General features: G+C 46.1%; 15 protein-coding genes. 4 read left to right on the top strand and 11 right to left on the bottom strand.

The window, feature by feature from the left end; all coding sequences use genetic code 11:
• Nucleotides 1-72: 72 nt before the first annotated feature.
• On the bottom strand, nucleotides 73-1,071 hold the full coding sequence (locus tag QUA36_RS16975) for an iron ABC transporter permease (RefSeq protein ID WP_333458477.1): 999 nt from the start codon (nucleotides 1,069-1,071) through the stop codon (nucleotides 73-75).
• Nucleotides 1,072-1,267: 196 nt separating this feature from the next.
• On the opposite strand from QUA36_RS16975, the gene QUA36_RS16980 reads away from it, so the two are divergent.
• The 3 genes from QUA36_RS16980 to QUA36_RS16990 all read left to right on the top strand — a co-directional run bounded on the left by QUA36_RS16980 (nucleotide 1,268) and on the right by QUA36_RS16990 (nucleotide 3,659).
• Nucleotides 1,268-1,714, top strand: coding sequence for a SufE family protein (locus QUA36_RS16980; RefSeq protein WP_172189131.1), 447 nt, complete (start codon nucleotides 1,268-1,270; stop codon nucleotides 1,712-1,714).
• Between the two features lie 14 nt (nucleotides 1,715-1,728).
• Nucleotides 1,729-2,634, top strand: coding sequence for an alpha/beta hydrolase (locus QUA36_RS16985; protein ID WP_333458478.1), 906 nt, complete (start codon nucleotides 1,729-1,731; stop codon nucleotides 2,632-2,634).
• A 68-nt stretch (nucleotides 2,635-2,702) separates the two neighbouring features.
• A complete protein-coding gene (locus QUA36_RS16990; RefSeq protein WP_333451966.1) occupies nucleotides 2,703-3,659 on the top strand; it encodes a DUF6282 family protein in 957 nt (318 codons plus the stop codon).
• 173 nt (nucleotides 3,660-3,832) lie between these two features.
• Here the strand turns inward: QUA36_RS16990 and QUA36_RS16995 are convergent, their stop codons facing one another.
• From QUA36_RS16995 to QUA36_RS17010, 4 genes are all read right to left on the bottom strand, one after another.
• Nucleotides 3,833-6,520, bottom strand: coding sequence for a right-handed parallel beta-helix repeat-containing protein (locus QUA36_RS16995; protein ID WP_333458479.1), 2,688 nt, complete (start codon nucleotides 6,518-6,520; stop codon nucleotides 3,833-3,835).
• 349 nt (nucleotides 6,521-6,869) lie between these two features.
• Complete coding sequence (locus QUA36_RS17000) at nucleotides 6,870-8,045, bottom strand: ATP-grasp domain-containing protein (RefSeq protein ID WP_333451970.1); 1,176 nt, start codon at nucleotides 8,043-8,045, stop codon at nucleotides 6,870-6,872.
• 23 nt (nucleotides 8,046-8,068) lie between these two features.
• On the bottom strand, nucleotides 8,069-9,130 hold the full coding sequence (locus QUA36_RS17005; protein WP_333451972.1) for a DMT family transporter: 1,062 nt from the start codon (nucleotides 9,128-9,130) through the stop codon (nucleotides 8,069-8,071).
• A 142-nt stretch (nucleotides 9,131-9,272) separates the two neighbouring features.
• Entirely contained in the window at nucleotides 9,273-9,773 is a 501-nt protein-coding gene (locus tag QUA36_RS17010) for a thioesterase family protein (RefSeq protein WP_333230942.1), read from the bottom strand.
• 141 nt (nucleotides 9,774-9,914) lie between these two features.
• Here QUA36_RS17010 and QUA36_RS17015 point away from each other — a divergent pair, with 141 nt between their 5' ends.
• On the top strand, nucleotides 9,915-10,766 hold the full coding sequence (locus QUA36_RS17015) for a universal stress protein (protein ID WP_333164049.1): 852 nt from the start codon (nucleotides 9,915-9,917) through the stop codon (nucleotides 10,764-10,766).
• A gap of 556 nt (nucleotides 10,767-11,322) precedes the next feature.
• Here QUA36_RS17015 and psbM read toward each other — a convergent pair.
• From psbM to QUA36_RS17045, 6 genes are all read right to left on the bottom strand, one after another.
• Nucleotides 11,323-11,436 carry a photosystem II reaction center protein PsbM gene (gene psbM / locus QUA36_RS17020; protein WP_015177760.1) on the bottom strand — a complete coding sequence of 38 codons (114 nt, stop codon included), beginning with the start codon at nucleotides 11,434-11,436 and terminating at the stop codon, nucleotides 11,323-11,325.
• A 293-nt stretch (nucleotides 11,437-11,729) separates the two neighbouring features.
• Entirely contained in the window at nucleotides 11,730-12,026 is a 297-nt protein-coding gene (locus tag QUA36_RS17025) for a 2Fe-2S iron-sulfur cluster-binding protein (RefSeq protein ID WP_006631487.1), read from the bottom strand.
• Between the two features lie 118 nt (nucleotides 12,027-12,144).
• The gene (locus tag QUA36_RS17030; RefSeq protein ID WP_333164046.1) at nucleotides 12,145-13,992 is read right to left on the bottom strand and encodes a TolC family protein; all 1,848 of its coding nucleotides are present in this window, start codon (nucleotides 13,990-13,992) and stop codon (nucleotides 12,145-12,147) included.
• Between the two features lie 140 nt (nucleotides 13,993-14,132).
• Entirely contained in the window at nucleotides 14,133-15,518 is a 1,386-nt protein-coding gene (locus tag QUA36_RS17035) for a TIGR03279 family radical SAM protein (protein ID WP_333458480.1), read from the bottom strand.
• Between the two features lie 77 nt (nucleotides 15,519-15,595).
• Nucleotides 15,596-16,363 carry a methyltransferase domain-containing protein gene (locus QUA36_RS17040; RefSeq protein ID WP_333458481.1) on the bottom strand — a complete coding sequence of 256 codons (768 nt, stop codon included), beginning with the start codon at nucleotides 16,361-16,363 and terminating at the stop codon, nucleotides 15,596-15,598.
• A gap of 218 nt (nucleotides 16,364-16,581) precedes the next feature.
• Nucleotides 16,582-19,140, bottom strand: coding sequence for a sigma 54-interacting transcriptional regulator (locus QUA36_RS17045; RefSeq protein ID WP_333458482.1), 2,559 nt, complete (start codon nucleotides 19,138-19,140; stop codon nucleotides 16,582-16,584).
• Between the last annotated feature and the right edge of the window lie 29 nt (nucleotides 19,141-19,169).

The raw sequence follows: 19,169 nt of genomic DNA on the forward strand, positions 1-19,169 counted from the left end.
AATTGGGCATGGGGCCTGGGGCATGAGGCATTGGTTACTAATAACTAATGACTGATGACTAATGACTAATGACTACTGACTAGAACGCCGATAAAGTAGCCAAACAAACAGGGGAGAACCCAACAAAGCCGTAACCGTACCCACAGGCAATTCTACGGCACCTAAACGAGCCAAAAAATCAGCAAAAGTCAACACCCAAGCACCGCCGATCGCACTCAGCGGCAACACAAAGCGATAATCATTACCAACCAACAAACGCACTCCGTGAGGCACAACCAATCCCACAAAACCAATCAATCCGCCGATGCTGACAGCACTCGCAGCTAGCAAAGTAGCAACACCCCCAATCAACAAGCGCGATCGCACCAGCGAAACCCCCAAACCAACAGCTAAATCGTCGCCCAAAGCCAGCAAATTTATCGATCGACCCAAAAAACATCCTAACAGCAATGCAGCCAAAATATAAGGTGCAGCCACCTGCAAATCCGACCAACCGCGACCGTTCAAACTACCGATCAGCCAATTCAAAGCAGCTTGCAAACGGCTGTCTTCAGCTAACAGCAACAGTGTAGTTTGTACTGCCCCAAACAGAGAACTTACAGCCACACCAGCTAAAACCAAACGTTCAACAGAAATCCCGGTTTTAGTTTTTCCCAAAAAGTAGACCAGCATCGAAGTGAAAATAGCACCTATCCAAGCAGCCAAAGGCACCCAAGTTTGAAATATTCCCAAAGTCAGCATGGTAATCGCAACCAACCCTGCACCCGCCGAAATTCCTAATACAAAAGGATCGGCTAAACCATTGCGGAGTAACCCTTGCAGCAAAGCCCCCGACATTCCTAAAGCCGCACCCACCGTCAGCGCTGCCGCAACTCTGGGCAAACGCAATTCCCAGAAAATAGTTTGATTGACAGCATCACCTCGGTGCAGAAATGCTTGCCACAATTGATCGGCACTCATCGGCACGGCACCAAAAGAAAGCGAAAGGGCGATGGTTAACAGCAAACCCAATCCTAAGAATGCAATTGCCTGAAAAACTCGAGATTTTAGCCAGATTTTTTGCAGATCCACTACATTACACCGCAATCTTCATTAACAGCACTAAATACCATATTTCCTCTGTTTTGAACGCTAGAACTCGTTAAATACAATAATAATAACCGATTCACCTGAAGACGGCTGCAGTGGGAGCAGATGAGCAGGCGATCGCACCCGCAGGCAAAATTAAATGTATAATATTAACGAAGTAAACCGCGATCAGTGAATCATGTCCGCAAACACCGCGCTACCCGCAGCCCTAGCTAAAATCGTTCAGCGCTTTCAGCGACATTCCGATCCGAAACAGCGCTACGAACAACTGCTGTGGTATGCCAAGCGACTCCCAGCATTTCCCGAAAGCGACAAACTGCCGGAAAACAAAGTTTCTGGCTGCGTGTCGCAAGTTTATATTACTGCAAATTTGGCAGACGGAAAAGTTCTGTATCAAGGTGATTCAGACGCTCAGTTAGTCAAAGGATTAGTTGGCTTGCTGGTGGAAGGTTTGAGCGGATTAACGCCTGCTGAAATTGTCACCATTACCCCAGATTTTATTCAAGACACTGGATTGAATGTGAGTCTGACACCTTCCCGCGCTAACGGATTTTACAACATCTTTCAAATGATGAAAAATAAGGCACTTGCTTGTGAATTAAGCAAGCAAGCCGAAGCAAATTAAAAGAATAAACAGCCATGACTCAAACTACAAATTTAACAAAATCAGGTTCTGACAACTATCCCACCGCAGTTCAAGAATATATCTGGAATTGGCAAGAAACCCAAATCAAAGTTATTTACAAAACCAGAGGACAGGGAAATCCTGTATTGCTGCTGCCTGCTTTCAGTACGGTTTCGACGCGAGAAGAAATGCGTCCTTTAGCAGAATTATTAGCTCCTAAATTTCAAGTTGTGAGCTTAGATTGGCCGGGTTTCGGCGAATCAGATCGCCCGCGAACCGACTATCAACCGCAATTATACCATCAATTTGTCAAGGATTTTGTTGAGGCAATTTTTAATAGTCCGATTGCTGTAGTTGCAGCAGGTCACGCTGCGGGTTATGTGATGCAATTAGCGCAATCAAAGCCCAATGTTTGGTCAAAGATTGTCTTAGCTGCGCCGACTTGGCGCGGGCCTTTGCCGACGATGACCAAACAGCAAAGTGGCTGGCACGGAATGGTGAGAGAATTAGTACGATCGCCCTTACTGGGACAATTCCTATACAAACTCAACACTGCGCCGTCTTTCCTGAGTTTGATGTATCGGCGTCACGTCTATGTGGATGCTGCCAAAGTCACGCCCGATTTTATTCAAAATAAGTGGAAAATTACGCAAAAACCAGGTGCTCGCTACGGTCCCGCCGCCTTTGTAACTGGTGGTTTAGATCCGGCAAAAGTGCGATCGGAATTTACAGATAATTTTCAACAATTAGCAGTGCCTGTGATGGTTGTAATTGCTGAAAATGCGCCGCCCAAATCAAAGGCTGAAATGGAAGCATTAACGGAATTACCGGGTGTTGAATCGCGAGTTATTCCTGGTTCTTTGGGTATGCACGAAGAGAATGCAGCAGCTTTAGCAAATGCGATTCAATCTTTTATTTGAGAGGATTAAGAGGGGATGAACCGCAGAGGGCGCAGAGAACGCAGAGGGGAGAAGGGAAGAGGAGAGGAATGCAAGCTGTTTTTTTTACGTTAGTTTGGATGGTTTGCTATTGGTTTTGTCTGCCAGTTTATGCTGTCGGAGATTCGCCGATGGTCAATTTGCCAAAGAGTACGATCGAAAGTGCGATCGACTTTCACATTCATTCTTCTCCTGATGTGATTCCCCGCAGATTGGATGATTTTGAGGTAGCGAAATTAGCTGCTAGGGCGAAGATGAAAGCTGTGGTATTGAAAAATCACTTTGCGAGTACAGCAGCGCGGGCAGTTTTGGTTAATAAAATAGTACCAGAAATCGAAGTTTTTGGGGGAGTGGTTCTCAATCATTCGGTAGGTGGCCTTAATCCCGATGCTGTAGAAGCAATGCGCCGAATTGGCGGCAAATACGGTAAAGTAGTGTGGCTACCAACGGTTGATGCTGAGCATCACTTGCAGGTTTTTCACAAGTCGGGAATTGGGATTAAAGTTGCGAAAAATGGCAAGGTTTTACCGGAAACAGCAGCGGTATTGAAGATTGTAGCAAAAGAGAATTTGGTATTGGAAACCGGTCATATTTCATCAGAAGAAGTGATGGCGGTTGTCGGTGCAGCCAACCTGCTCAACATTAAGAACATCCTGATTACCCACGCAATGGCGGATGTACCCGGTTTATCCCTAGAAAATATGCAAACAGCCGCCCAGATGGGAGCTTTTCTAGAACTCGCATTTGTCAACGATTTGATGGGAGAAAATGCCGTTGATGACGGACACAAAAACTGGCATCAAGTTCCTATTAGTAAGATGGCAGCAGCGATTAAACTAATAGGAGCCGAGCATTTTGTTATGAGTACAGATTTGGGAAGAAAACCCGATCCTTTACCTGCGGAAGGTTACAAATTATTTGTGAAAAAATTGATAAATCAAGGCATTTCCCCGCATGAAATTGATTTAATGATGAAACACAATCCAGCTCGATTGTTAGGCATTTAGAATTGGTAATTGGTAATTGGTAATTGGCAATCGGGGATTGGGAACTGCTAATTGGGAATTCTATTCCCTCTTTTCTCTTCCTTCTTCCCTCTGCCTTCTGCCTTCTGCCTTCTTCCTGACATCCGTTACATCCGTTACATCCGTTACATCATCCGTTGCCGAACTTCCTTTTTCTATTCTTGATTGCCTTTGCCCCGCAGGTATCCGTTATCTGCAATGCGCCAAGCACCCCCAGCATTGCCCGTTAAATCGCTATCTTCCACGGTAGCAATGCCATCTCTGTAAATGGCGATCGCCTCACCTTCATTACCATTAATCCGACACCGGCGCACGATCAATTTTCCTCCCAATCCGACACCTATTCCCAAACTGCCGTTGTCAAAAATACTGCAATCTTCCACCGTTGCTTTCCCATGATCCGATATAAAAATTCCGTTCCATACCCCATCATGAATTTGACTGCGGCGGAGGATAGAATTTGCATCGGGGCCGCAAATTCCCACCACAGAATAGTCCGCAGAAGTGATATCGCTGTCTTCTATGATTAACTCGCCTTTGCGAATATCTACAGTGTAATATTTCCCAGTTGCGTTCAGTGTTAAACCGCGCACTAAAGCACTGTCAGTTGCCATTTGAATGCAGTTTGAGTTGATACTTTCAACCACAATGCGATCGACATCTCCGCTGCCGATAATTTCTACCGATTTGTCGATAATTAGACTTTCGCGGTAAACGCCTGGATGCACGTCAATGCGCGTGCCCGGTGCTGCATTTTTCAGCGCTTCGCTAATAGTAGTATAATCGCCTTCACCCTGCTGAGAAACAACAAATCCTTGACTCTTCCCAACTTTGGTATCTGAAGTAGATGCTTTAATTTGCTCTGATTCCGAGTCAAAATGCTCAGATTGTCGATCGCCCGCTTCGGAAAGTTGCGATGTTACCAGCAAGCGTTCTTGATAAACTGTCTCTAGCTGATGTTCTAACTCGGATACTTGAGATTGAAGTTGAGCTTGATTCTGGTTGGCTGTCTCGATTTGACTTTGAGTTTCCGAGAGTTGAGAATAAAGGTGCGATCGTTCTCTGTTAGCAGTTTCTAGCTGAGATGCCAATTCAGAGCGAGTTTGGCGAACACTTTCTAACTGGTGTTCTAACTCGGATACTTGAGATTGAAGTTGAGCTTGATTTTGATTAGCTGTTTCGATTTGACTTTGAGTTTCCGAGAGTTGAGAAGTGAGCTGAGATTCCAATTCAGAGCGACTTTGACGCACACTTTCTAACTGACTTTCTAAGTCGGATACTTGAGATTGAAGTTGATTTTGATTCTGATTGGCTGTCTCGATTTCACTTTGCAATTGGGAGATTTGAGAAGTGAGTTGAGATTCCAATTCAGAGCGATTTTGACGCACACTTTCTAACTGGTGTTCTAACTCGGAGATTTGAGATTGAAGTTGATTTTGGTTCTGATTTGCTGTCTCGGTTTCACTTTGCAATTGGGAGATTTGAGAAGTGAGTTGAGATTCCAATTCAGAGCGATTTTGACGCGCAATTTCTAACTGGTGTTCTAACTCAGAGATTTGAGATTGAAGTTGATTTTGATTCGGGTTGGCTGTTTCGATTTGACTTTGCAATTGGGAGAGTTGAGAATAAAGTTGCGAGCGTTCTGTGTTGGCATTTTCTAGCTGAACTTCTAATTCAGAGCGAGTTTGACGCACACTTTCTAACTGGCGTTCTAACTGGGAGATTTGAGATTGAAGTTGAGTTTGATTCTGATGGGCTGTCTCAATTTGACTTTGGGATTCCGAGAGTTGAGAATAAAGGTGCGATCGTTCTGTGTTAGCAGCTTCTAATTCAGCTTGCAGTTCTGATAACTGAGATTGGAGTTGCGAGCTATCTCCATCCTTGCGATGTATCTGAGACTCCAATTCTGACAACTCAGACAGCAGTCTCTCTCGCTCTAAAACCACCATTTCGGATTGAAGTTGTAATTCATGAACTTGAGAGTTTAACTGCATTTTCTCCTCATTAGCTGCTTCTAACTGTCTTTGCAGTTCTAATAATTCAAACGGAGGTTGCTTTGCTTGTTCGCGAGCTGTTTGCAATTGAGAGTTGAGTGTTTCGCGTTCTTGCTCTGCACTGTCCAATTGAGCTTGTAGCTCTGACAATTCCGAAGTAAATTGCGATCGCTCTGCTTCGACTAATTGCAGTTGAGTTTGCAAACCCGACAGTTGAGACTGAAGTTGGTGCCGCTCTTCAATGGAGCGATCGAACTTAATTTGAATTTCCGACAACTGGTACTGTACCTGCAATCTGCTTTGGCTAGCCGTTTCCAACTGACTCTCAAATTCCGACAGCAGAGCGTGAAATTGAGAACGTTCTGCATCCACCGCCTCTAACTCTGCTTGCATTTCCAGCAATTGAGCGTTAAGTTGCGATCGCTCCCGATCCGCAACTTCTAACTGATCTTTAAGTTCGGCCACTTCTGCTAACTGCGACTCAGCTTGTTGAGCATTTTCTAGTTGAAACTGCAAATCCGCAATCAAAGCATCAATTTGCGATCGATCCTGGGCAATTCCTGCCAAAAATTCTTCCATTTCCGACACTTGATTGTTTAACAATTCTTGCTCGCGAGTCACAGTTTCCAACCGACTCTGCAACTGCGACAATTCAGAATTTAGCTGATTTTCATTCTGTACTTTTTGTCGCAATTCCGAAGTTCGGGCATCCAACTGAGCAGCCAAATTCGATATAGCCTCCTGCGAACCCTGCATCCGCACCAAATTGCGTGAATTTCGCTTATTCAAAATTAGGTAGCAGACTAATGCCCCGCCTCCAAAGCCTATTAATAAAAGTAATGCTTCCATTTGTTTTATCTAATTAAAATAAATTGACTTGTTTTGATGCTGACCAAAAAATGGACATCCACAAATCGCTATCTTATATCGTTTCCGGTTGCATCGGAATAATAAAATCGAGTCAACAGTTAACACTCAACCATTCAGTCTTCTGACTCCGAGCCAACAGTCAACAGCCAACAGTCAACAGCCAACAGTCAACAGCCAACAGTCAACAATCATGAGAAGTGCAACCGGAATTGATATTACTCAAAGCTATCACAACTTGTCAGCCTGTGTTCACTTGGCTCAACAATTTATATTTCTTTACAAATCCCTTTTGTTTAGAGGTAAGGTGCAGCGCACCCTGCAAGTCCGATTAATGAAGCAAATCCACAATATGAGGAATAATTTCGATATGCTGAGTCAACAAATAATCCAACCTATCCGCCAATAAACTAAAAATTAAATCGTTATAACTCATCCCGTATTCCGCCAAACCTAAAGCTACCAAACTCGTCACATTTTCCCCTGGATGTTTCAAATCCGGTTTGGGATTTGCTTCCAAAACATAAAGAGAGCCATCAGCATCACTTCGGACATCAATCCTCACCAAACTGTTCAAACTAAACTCCCAATAAATTTTTCGAGCTAACTCAATTAACTTTTGTTTGAGTTCTGGTTCCTCAGCGCCCATCAACCGTCCTCTATCTGCCGTAATCGCCTTTTGATCCATAGAAGTAAAGATACGTTCGTCAGGCTCCAGCACGCGCTCCACAGTCGAAAAAGCAAAGGGTTTTGTATGTTTATCAAATCTGCCTTTAGCATAAGTAACATAGCCACAGACCGCTACACAAAATTCTCGTCCCGGCAAATATTTTTCAATTAAAGCAGTATTGTGAGTGTCTCGGTGAACTTCCGAAACCGCCTGAGACAAACCCTCAACCTTGTCTACAAAATGAACGTGCAGCGAAGCGCGACCGCATACTGGTTTGACAACAAACGGCCCTTGATACTCCCCGAATGCAATGGCAAAACGTTGATGCAAATTAGGCTCCAAAATCCCTTGAGAAGGATGCCAAGTCATAAAGGGAGCGGTTTTAATTCCGACTGATTGCAGTTCTCGTTTAAAAGCGTGTTTGTTATCTAAAGTTGAACTATTTAAAGGATTATGACCGACATAAGGCATTCCCAACATTTCCAACAATGCGGGAGTGTGACAAACAGGATTGTAGCCCTGGACTCCCCCAGTATTCAGCCACACTAAATGGATATTTTTTTGTTTTAGTTGTTCCGCCAAGTTCATGTCGTCAGGCATGACAAAGACTTGCTGAAAGCCAATTTTTGCTAATGCTTTAGCAATCTCGCGGGCGACCACTTCGTAACTCTTCCAAGCGCGGGGATTGTGAGTTTTGTAAATCACAGAACCAGGGCGATCGCAGTTGCCGCCGAACACCACAGCAATTCGCAATTTAGCAAACAGCACCTCCAAATATTGAGGTAGCAAACTAAAGTCATAATGCCAGCGATTCAGGCTAATTGAGGTTGGAATCATTTAAGTATTTTTTCCTGTGTGTTTTATTTTTTATCGGCCGAACGGCTAGATTTTGCCAAATATATTCCCGCTAAAACTACCGAGAAAGCAAACCAATTAAACAAGCTCAAACTTTCCGCAAACAGCACCCCAGCAATAATCGCAGTAATCACGGGTTCTAGCAGCAGGAAAAGAGCGACAAATCCCGACGACAAACGACCGAGACTGTGGATGAGCAGTCCCTGGCCGAAAGCTTGACAAATCACCGCCAAACCAATTACAGCCAGCCATCCCTGCCAAGAATAAGGAAAAACTCGATCGCCCGCCAGCAGAACCAGTGGCCAAACCAATATACTACCAATAAAACAGCGCCACATCAATATAGTTGTCGCCGGAAACTTCGTTCGCAAATGTTCTGCAATCAGCAGATTTCCTGCATAAAACATCGCCGATAAAAGAGCAGCAACGTCGCCGACAAGAGTGTCTCCCGCCGTTTGCAAATCGTCGATTCCGATCGCAATTGCACCACACAAAGCCACCGCCAGTCCCACCAAAAACCTGTTATCAAAGCGCCGCCCCAATAGCAGCCATCCCCCCAAAGTAGTAAATAAAGGAGTTAAGTTTCGCAGTACAGTAGAATTAGCGACATTAGTCTGAGTTAGTGACCAGGCCCAGAAACCCAAAGAAGCAGAAGAAACCACGCCTACGGCTGTTAACAGCATCACATCTTGCAGAGTGTAGCTCGATCGCTCTTCTACTTGGGCCCCAGACATTCGGCGGCGCGCAGCATCAGCACCATTCCACACTCCAAATACTACAGTTGCTATCCACAAACGGTTAAAAACAGTAGCATTCGGGCTGATTTCCCGTTCGCTAAACTTAATAAAAATCGCCGCCAGCGACACCGCTAGCAGCGCCGCAGACAGCGATACGATCGCCCAAAATTTGCCTTGACTGTCAGCTAATTCACCGTTATTTAAACCGTCTTGCTTTCCCGAAACAATAGTTTTGTCTTCAGTTGTTAAGGCAGAGTTTAACTCGGTTTTTTCCAAAATATTGCGCTGAAGTTCAATATTTGGCTCTGGCAATCCCAGTTTTTTTGACATTATTAAAAGTTCCAATGAAGGCAAAAGGCAGTTGTCTAGGGTGCGTGACAAAAGAAAATTTGGGCGACGAATGGAGTGACTCAAAAGTCACGCACTCTACTTACTATGGCTGCACCAACTATTTTTTATAGTTAACAGCAGCTTAGGCTGAAGGTTTAACAGAAAGCCTCGTCAAAGCCTCCTTTATCGCCGGTGGCAATTGCCGGATAATCTTGTTCTTGTCACGATCGACACCAACCAAAGTTACCTGTGCTGTCACATATAACTCCTGAGTATCAGCCGATCGAATTTCGTAATCCCAAAGCAGCCGCACACCCTCGGTAGCAGCGATCCGCGTTCTGACTGCCACAGATTGACCCATTTGTACAGCCCGGTGGTAGCGCAGCGAAAGTTCCACCACGGGCAATTCCAAACCCTGCGCCACCCAGTCTGCATACTCGATGCCAAGAGAGCGCAAACTTTCTACCCTAGCCTCCTCCATCCAAGCAATATAAGTCCCGTGCCAAACCACACCGCTGTAGTCAGTATGGTGAGGGTACACTCGCACCAAATATTCAAACCAGCCCTCAGAGTCCATCCCCCGCCGATTTTGAATAGCACCAGCCGGTGCGAGTTCTGGTTGAGTTCGATCGTTCTCTAACACTTTACAAATCGTTCCAAAACGCTACATTTCTACAAATCATAAGACAAACTTCAGGCTTATGCTTGACTGTAAGAAACTAGAGTACCAACGCCCTAGTTTAACGTCGCACAAGAAAACTCAACTGTTTTTACCGCCAAAACCATGATAGAAAAAATTTTAGTAGCCGTCGCCGGTCGCGGCTTGTGCGAAGAGATGTTTAATATGTTGATGGACATCCCTTCCTTGCAACAAACCTCTGTCACCGTCTTGCACGTCGTGCCGCCGCAAGTAACCTCTGATGGCATGGCCGAGAAGTTGGAAGAAGGAGGAAAGATCTTAGCACAAGCAGTCCAGTCTTTGAAAATAGATCCCAGCAAAGTCAACCCCCGGCTCAAACAGGGAGACCCGAAAACCACAGTTTGCCAAGTCGCAGAAGAAGAACAATCCGACTTAGTAATTATGGGTTCTCGGGGACTCGGACGGCTGCAATCGATTTTGGAAAACTCTGTCAGCCAGTACGTTTTCCAGCTAACATCCCGACCGATGTTGTTAGTAAAAGACGACATCTACGTCAAAAAAATCAAGCGCGTCATGGTGGCAGTAGACAAATCAGAAGCTGCCAAACAGTCATTAGAGCTTGCGCTATCTTTGGTTAAAGAAGTCAGCGGGGGAGAGATAATTTTAGTACACGTCACCAAAGATTTGACGGGAAAAGCCAGCGAAGATTTAACAGCAAGTGCTGAAAAAGACCCCGTATTAGCTCCGGCAGTAGCACTAGCGAAACAAATGGGAGTTAGCTACCGCTGCGTGAGTGCTACAGGCAAGCCAGGGGAAGAAATTTGTCGGATTGCAGACGACTTGAATGCCGACTTGTTGGTAATCGGTTCCCCGGATCGGCGACCCAATGTTGCCAAAAACTTTGTGGATATCGATCGACTCCTAGGAAATTCGCTATCAGACTACGTGCGAGTTTACGCCAACTGTCCCGTCTTGCTAGCCCGCACAGTCGGCTAGAATCTCATAAAAATTAATACGGGATGCGGGAAACTCAGTGGCTTCAGCCCTGAGAGGGAAGCGGCACGGGGGACTTCAGTCCCCGTGTCTTTCTTTGTTGCTATTTCTATTGAAATATTGTATTCTGATCGACAAGTGAGTAAGAACAACCATCTACGTGTTGAGACATCCTAGTACGGAGAAATTCCCGCCCCTGGAAACAACGGTCAAGTGCAAATTTGATGACAGTATGACAGTAAAGGGCAAGTAATAGCAGGTTGTTGAGCGTACCGCATTTTGGCTTAGCGATGGACTCGGAAAGCTCTAAAAAAATAAAAGTAGCTAGAAACCTAAATTTAATGTGGGTGACTATGTAGACGGCGTTTGACGGTCGTAGCGAGAGTAAGACTTAAAGCTTCCTCTGTCAGCAGAATCTCAGTGGCTTCAGCCCTGAGAGTATCAACGTTAAGAGTTAGCAGCTAACACTCAACAGTTAATAAAAAAAGCGCCTCAGCAAAAAGCTGTTGGCGCTTTTTTTTTGCAAGCAGCTTGCGCCTGACAGAAATAGCAGCAGTTGCTAATCTTTTCTACCTTGACGGCTAGCTGTTTGAATGTACAGAATGATTAGAAAAACACTGGGAACCAATACAAACAGAATGGTTGCCACAAACCCTAAATCGTTAACTTCCATGAAGACGCTCGCCTCTATCGGAAAATAGAAAAACACACACAACTAGGATATCACTCAAAGGCAAAAGGCAAACTCGAAGACAGAAGAAGAGCTGACGGACAAGCATCTAAACCCGCTTTCTGCCTGGATGCCTCGCGGCCCAATCTCTTATTTGTCCTAGAAACCAAGTTTCTTTTCCTAGGTCGGCAAAAGGCGTGATTATACAGTGAAATAGGAAAAAAACACAATTATTGCATTCTTCATTTTTCTTTCTTTCTGCATTAGAGCATCTCTAGCCTTCTGCCTTCTGAAAGTTACGGTTTAGTCTTCACGCTCACCTGGCCATTGACCATAGCTTGACAAGCCAACCGATAGTTTTCGGGCTTTTTCTTGAGCTTGCGGTTCTCAAAGTCAGTGCGGGGCGACAGATTTTCACTGCCCTCGACAATTTCCACAATGCAGGTGCCACATTGACCAATGCCCCCGCAATTCATGAGCTTTCCCGAAAACGTGTACAAATCGATGCGGTTTTCTAGAGCTTTGAGTCTCAAATTGGCTCCGTCTGCTGCGATGACTTCCTGATTTTCCTTCACAAACTTGATATTGGCCATTGCCGATTCCCTAACGCAGTTGACATGGAACTCTATTACAAAATATTAACGAATGTGTCAGACGTTTAATACAGGATGTCCAATTTTTCTGGTAATTAAAGCTCGCCCCAACTCAATGTCAAGGAGCATCCGAGAGGTTATTAGTCGGAAGATTGCTCACAGCCCGCTGAAGAGACGAAAGCCCCAGGTTGTACGTGACAATTGCCGACAATCGGTTTCTCTCAGCCCTAGTCAAATCAGTTTCCGCCTGAATCACATCCGTCTGAGTACCCACACCAGCTTGAAACCGCAGTCTCGCCAGACGCAGAGCTTCCCTCGACTGCAAAACCCCCGCCTCCGAAGTTTCGATATTCTCAAAACTCGACTCTAAGCCAAAATAAGCTTGTTCTACTTCCCGGCGCACCTGATTGCGGAGTTGGTCGAATCGACTTTCGGCGATCGTAATATCAGCCTCCCGCTGTTTTACCCTGGCGTTCGCCGCGCCCCCGTCGAAGATACTCCAAGTCAGACTCGCCCGGATCGAATAACCATCGGCCCACCCACGAGGAATAAACGGAGCGGGGTCGTCAGGGTCTTGTCCCTGCACGTTGTAACTACCTCCAACACTAAGTTGAGGCAAACGCCCCGCCTGAATCGATCGCCTCTGCTGCTTGCTGATATCCCTCTGCACCAACTGCTGTTCCAACTCGGGGCGATTCCTAAAAGCCTGCACGATACTCTCTTCCAAAGACAGCCTCCAAGAGCCCGCTTGCTCTACCGGATCAGCCGCTGTCAAGTTCGCCGACTGGCTGACATTCAAAATCTCAGCCAGACGCCGCTGGGCAACTCGCTGATCGCGACGGGCAACTGACAGTTGTTGCACTTCGTTAGCCAAATTTGCCTGAGCCTGCAACACAGCAAATCTGGTTCCCACCCCTGCCCGTTCCAAAGCTTCGGCATCCCGCAAACTTTGCTCGGCATTTCTGACCGAAGCTTGGCGGATGGCAACTTGTCCGTCCGCGTTTTGCAAAGTGTAGTAAGCCTCAGCAGTATCGAAGCGGAGTTGCTCGGCTTGGCGTTCCACATCCAGTTCCCGAAGGCGCAACTGTTCCTCTGCCGCGCGGATGTTAGCCCGCCGCCTTCCGAACAAATCGACATCATAGCTCAACTGCAAAGCGCTGTTGAGACTGTTGCTGCCTAAATTTGGGGGGGCTTGGGGGGCGGGCTGCCCGGTTTGGTTTGCCACAGAGTTGAGGCGACGCTGCTGAGCCCGGACTTGGAGTTCTCCGCCGGCACTCACAGAACGGCTGGCGTCCATTTGAAAATTCAGGTCTGGATAAAGAGCAGCTTGCTGTTCGCGCAAAGCTGCTCTGCTTTGTTCCACTTGCTGTCCGGCGATTTGCAAAACTTGGCTGTTGCGGCGGGCGAGGTCGATCGCCTGCTGCAAGGTAATTGACTCTGTTTGCTCGATCCTGACATCCTCCGGGTTTGTCGGAAACTGCAGGGGATTCGGGTTGGGTTCCAGGGAAGCCGGAGGCTTGGTGTCTAAAATGCCCCTCGGAGGGAGAGGGGGGAAACTTTCGTTCGGAGTGCCCCGGAGAATTGGTACCGGGGAACTGGGCACAGGAACATTGTTGGGAGGGTTCGGGGAAGGCTGCTGAGTCTGTGTCGGTTCCAACCCTCTTAGAGGCGTCGAACCGGCCTGAGACAGAGTTGATGGGGAAGCCGGAGCAGCCTGTTGAGGCTTTGATGCTTGCTCGGGACTGGTTTGAGGGTTAAGGGCGATCGACTGTTCGGCCTGTGATGCTGATTCTGCCGCTGTGTTCGAGGTCGATCGAACATTCGGCCCTAATTCGACGAGCTGATTGCTAGGGGCCAAGCTGTCCTGAGACTGAGCCGGAGGCTGTGCTGAAGCACTCTGTGCGGCGTTGCCCAAAGTAATTGCAGCGCCCACTCCGACTCCGATGATTTGACGAAAAACACGCATAATTTTTTAATTAGTCTGCAATCCTAGAGACAATTTTAGAGCAAGAGTTGGCTTCAAGTTTCTAGTTTGTAGCCTAAACTCGCCAGTTACAAGTCAGAATTACCCTACTCATCTTAACTTTTGAATGTTCGATTCAAAATTTACAATTCAACCTCAGCAGTTGCCAGACCGATCGCCGCCGAGATTAGTTCCTCTACTCCGCTCACCGGCAAAATCCGGGTTTTCAGCGAGCTGGCGAGCTGTTCGAGGGTCATGTCGTCGAGAAAACGCGGTTCCCCCTGTTTTAGCATCACCGACGGCAGCAGGATGCCATCTCCCAAGTCTCGCCCCTGCAAAGCTTCGAGTAAATCTTGCCCCGTGAGCAAACCTGTGACAGTGATAGTTTGTCCCCAGTAGTGGCTGCACAGTGCTGCCATGTTGACGGACAAGCCGGGAATTTGGTTTAGTTGTTGTACGATCGGCTCAAAAGCTTTTTCTACAGCATTCCCCACCACCCAAACTAACTTGCGATCGGGCTCGACTTGCATCGGTTGCAGCTTCTCAAAAGCCGTTTCAAACTGCTGGATAAACTGGCGGATCGAACCCACACCGTTACCAATTTGGGGATAATCTTCGTAATCAGCAGCCGACGGCAAATCTAAACCCGCTATTAAAAACCACTCGTCCGCCAGCCAAATACACCGCGATTTTGAATTCTGCTTTTTAGCTTTTTGCCCGCCTTTTCCTTTACTCAAAAGCACTTGAATTTTCTGCACTTGCTCGATTACTTCTCGCGCTTTTTCCGCAGTTACTGCGATCAGTTCATCTTCGGGAGGGCGAAAACGAGTTAAACCCACCGGCACTACAGCCACCGATGCTACAGCGGGCATATTTCCACTATGAAACTTTGCCAAATCTAACAAAGTGCGTTCTAAATGTTCGCCATCATTAATCCCAGGACAAACAACTACTTGAGCGTGAATTTGCAAGCGGCGTTCTTGAAACCATTTGATTTGTTCGAGAATCTTCCCAGCCCGGAGATTTTTTAACAGCCTAATTCGCACTTCTGATTCGGTAGCGTGTACGGAAACATAGAGAGGAGAAAGCCGCATTTGTTCGATTCTGTCCCACTCTTTTTGAGTCAGATTTGTGAGAGTGAGATAGCTACCATAAAGAAAGCTGAGGCGGTAGTCATCATCTTTGAGATACAAAGTTTCGCGCTTTCCCGGAGGCTGCTGGTCAATAAAGCAAAAAGGGCAGCGATTGTTGCACTGAATTAGTCCATCGAAGAGAGCAGTTTCAAATTCCACTCCCAAGTCTTCGTCGTACTCTTTTTCGATTTCTAACTTGTGAGTTTTGCCTTTGGCATCTAATACTTCTAGTTCGAGAAATTCATCGGCGCACAGGAATTGATAGTCGATCAAGTCGCGGGGTTTTTGACCGTTGACGGCGACGATTGAGTCTCCGGGTTCAAATCCCATTTCGGCGCAGATGCTGTCGGGGATAACTTTAGTGATTAGGGCTGGTCGGGTTGATAATTCGCTCATATTTATTAGTTATTCCCAATTAATTATTTGTTTGTTATTAGTGGGACTCTGTTACACTTGTTTTGAATTGATAAAACTTAGGCTATTTTATCGCCAACGATGACAGCGATGGGAACCGCATAATGAATTTCCTCGCCTCGAAAATGCGCGCCAATTCCGAGACTATCAACACCAATATCCTCTCTAAAAATTTCTCTGATTTTCTGGTCATCGCCGGGGTTGGGAAAAGAAGCAGCTAACTGTTGTTCTAGTCCAAGTTCTACCTTGTAAAAAGCCAATTTAACATTTTGAAGATTGGCATCTGCGACTAATTTTGGAAACTCTTCCAGAGTCAAGGCGCGAGTATGAGAGGGATCGCGCAACTTCTCAATCCGGTCATAAGCATTCACTTTATCCGGTGGCAAAGCAACATCAGCAATCAGGATTCGACCACCTGGACGACATACGCGAACCATCTCTGATAGAACAACATCTGGCTGCAAAAAATGATGGAAAGCGTAACGACTCAGAACAATAGAAAAAGTAGCATCGGGAAATGGTAGTGTTTCAATATCTCCTTGTTGCCAGGACAGATTAATCAAGTTTTTCTGTTGCGCCAGAATCTGGGCTTGTTCGAGCATCGCTGGTGTGATATCAATGCCAGTAACGTGACTGGCAACTTCCGCAAAAGCACAACTAACAATACCTGAACCGCAAGCAACATCTAAAACTGTGTCTTTGTCAGATACACTCGCCATTTCTCTCAGCAGGTACAGAGACTCTTGATTGGTGTGAGCGTACAATTTAGAGAAGGGAATTGCCTGACGAGTGAACTGGTCGATGATGGATTCCTGATGTGCGGTCATAGTTTAGGATGTGGCTAGCGGAGAATGTTTACAGTTTAACTTGTCTAGGCTGAATTTGGCGATCGGGCAATTTGCCCTTTGTTTTCACCAGGGACTCATTTCTTCTGGCACCTTTTTAATGGTGTTTTGCTGTACCTGTCAGCAAGAAGCCTGCTCTTAAATTGGTCAGAGCAAGTAAAAAATTAAAACTCAAAGTAATATATCGCGCATACTCCCTCTCAGGTTCCTACGATCGCATACCACAAACTCAGCATCAGGCACAAACTCGCTAAATGTTGCGGAATCAAAGATTTAATTGAGCGCTTGGCAATTTTTTGAGTCACAAATATTGTAACTAATAATGATACAATCAAAGTTAAACCTTGCAAGAAACTAATCACCGCTGGATCGCCAATAAAACTCGGTAAATCGTCTCTCATTTGTCCGAAAGTGGCAAAAGTTACGGGAATCAATCGGCCGCCTTCCTGCAATCCCAATCGCCAATAGTGAGCCAAACTACCGCCCCAGACTAAGGGTAAATAACCGTAGGCGAGAGATACAAATGAGAGGGGTTTGTAGGTTGTAAATGGCATGGTTTCTGCTTGTCCCAATCGATAAATTGCCTGCATGACGGCGTAGGCAATTAGGGGAATCAGCGGCGGGATAATTAACACTGCGATCGACAGTCCTAAATGAGGTAAAAATTGCTCTAAATTGATGCCCAGCCCCAACCAACTATTTATCTCCGGCAAGCGATGCAGATAAATACCGCCTAATAATAGAAATAACAGGGCAACTTCATAACTGTGAGGAACGTGGGTAGTCCATAATTCGATGCCGGGAGGGCGCAAATTTAATTCTACCGATCGATGCGGACAAGCTTTCAAGCAAGTCATGCACAAGACGCAATCTTTATTATCGGTTAATTGGGCGGGATGGGAATAAATCGGACAGCCATTAGTAGTTAATCCTTCCCCCAAGCCGGGGCCGCCTTTGTAACATTGGTAGGTGCTGCATTCCGCCCCGCAGGTTCCTTGTTGGGCGCGAAGTTCTATAATTGAGAGTTTAGCAAATAATCCATTCATTCCCCCGATCGGGCATAAATAACGACACCAAAATCGCCTCTCGAAGATTAGGGAAAAAATTACCGCTCCGGCGGTGATAAGCAACAACAAACAACTGGATAAATAGGCGGTATTTTCTAAATTCCACAACTCTTCCCACAGAAATATCAGAGTAAATAGTCCAAATAGAACCCAGCCACCCCATTTTTCGGCTCGTTGGCGCGGCCATTTATTGAGAGTTCGAGGGAAAATTTTTAGCGATAGTTTTTGGACGATTTCCCCATAAATCATAAAAGGGCAAAAAGCACACCACAATCGCCCGATGATGGGGAATAATAATAAAATTAACGGCCACCACCACGCCCAAAAGATATTTAGGGCAAAATTATGTTGTCGATCTTGGGGAGCAACAAACAGGATAATTACCACCAATGCAAACACCCAGGTGGTAAACCAATAATTCACGCGATCGGGATACCAATCGCTCCGTAAAAATTGCCGAAACTTTGGATAAATATTTAATAAATTCAGGCGAAACTTTTGTTTCTTCGCTGCCTGTGCCCAAAACACTTCTTCCGTTAATACCTGACTCCCCTGTGCTTGAACTAAGGCGCGATCGACCATTCCCTGCAATTCCTGCAAGTTCCCTGGAAAATCGTAGGCTTGTAAGCGGCGAATTGCTTCCGGTGTAACTTGGGGCTTGACTAATTTCTTTTGGCGAGCAATGATATTGAGATAATAGTTGACTTGTGCCTCTAAATCTGCTTTTCGCACCCGCAAGGATGGGACTTTAATCTTGTGTTGTGTCAGCTTATCTAGCTTGGGCTGCACAATTTCTGAGATTAAAATTATCCGGGCCTTACTAGAACGCGGTGGTCGCGGTATTTGTCCTTCCTTGACAACGGGCGTATAGGTTCCCTCGGTTAATAATTGCTGAATTTGGGGGCATAATTGAGCGGGTAATTCTTGCACGTCATTTAAAATTAACGTCCCTTCTCCCAACCATTCCAACAGCCCCGGTTTGCCGCCCAACCGCCCGAATAATTCCGCTCCATTGCTCTGAAGTAAAGCAGTTTTAATCTGAATAATTGGCTCGTTGCGACGCTGGGAACCGAAATGAATTAAAGCAGCTAAATTATCTTTTTCTAAACCAGGTTCGCCAGAGATTAATACCGATCGGCTGTCACTCGATGCCATGCGAATTTGTTGGCGCAATTTCACTGCATAACGACTATTGCCAATGACTCCTCGTTTTGCCCTGGGTACTAGATAGCTGCGGAGGGCATTTTGACGCTCGCGTTCGTAGGCAATTTCTGCTTCTAACTGCTCTAATTTCGCTGCCAAGCGTTGAGCGTAGGCTTCGGTAATGCGTGGATATCTTTTTAGCAAATTGCGCCAGCGATCGGCACTAATTACCCAAAATTGACATTCTGTCCGAGTTATAATTCGACTATCGGCAGGTTGCGATCGCTGGAGGGCAGATAAATTCACGATCGCCCCCGGCAACAAACTACTCGCCCACATTAATCCCGGTTGTTTGCTGCGGTAGCGATCGGCTTGTCCCCGTTCTAAAATATAGAGATTAGTGACAGGCGTATCTTCAATTACCACTCGAAATCCGGCGGGAAAAGTTGCCATTTCCATTTCACGCGCGATCGCCTGTAAAATCTCGCGGGATAATATGCCTAATTCGGTGGTCGATTCGAGCCAGTTAACTAATGTTTCGGTAGACATCGCTTAGTGTCGGCGAAAGCCGAATCGTG

The organism is Microcoleus sp. Pol10D4, from assembly GCF_036701555.1.
Classification (GTDB): Bacteria; Cyanobacteriota; Cyanobacteriia; order Cyanobacteriales; family Microcoleaceae; genus Microcoleus.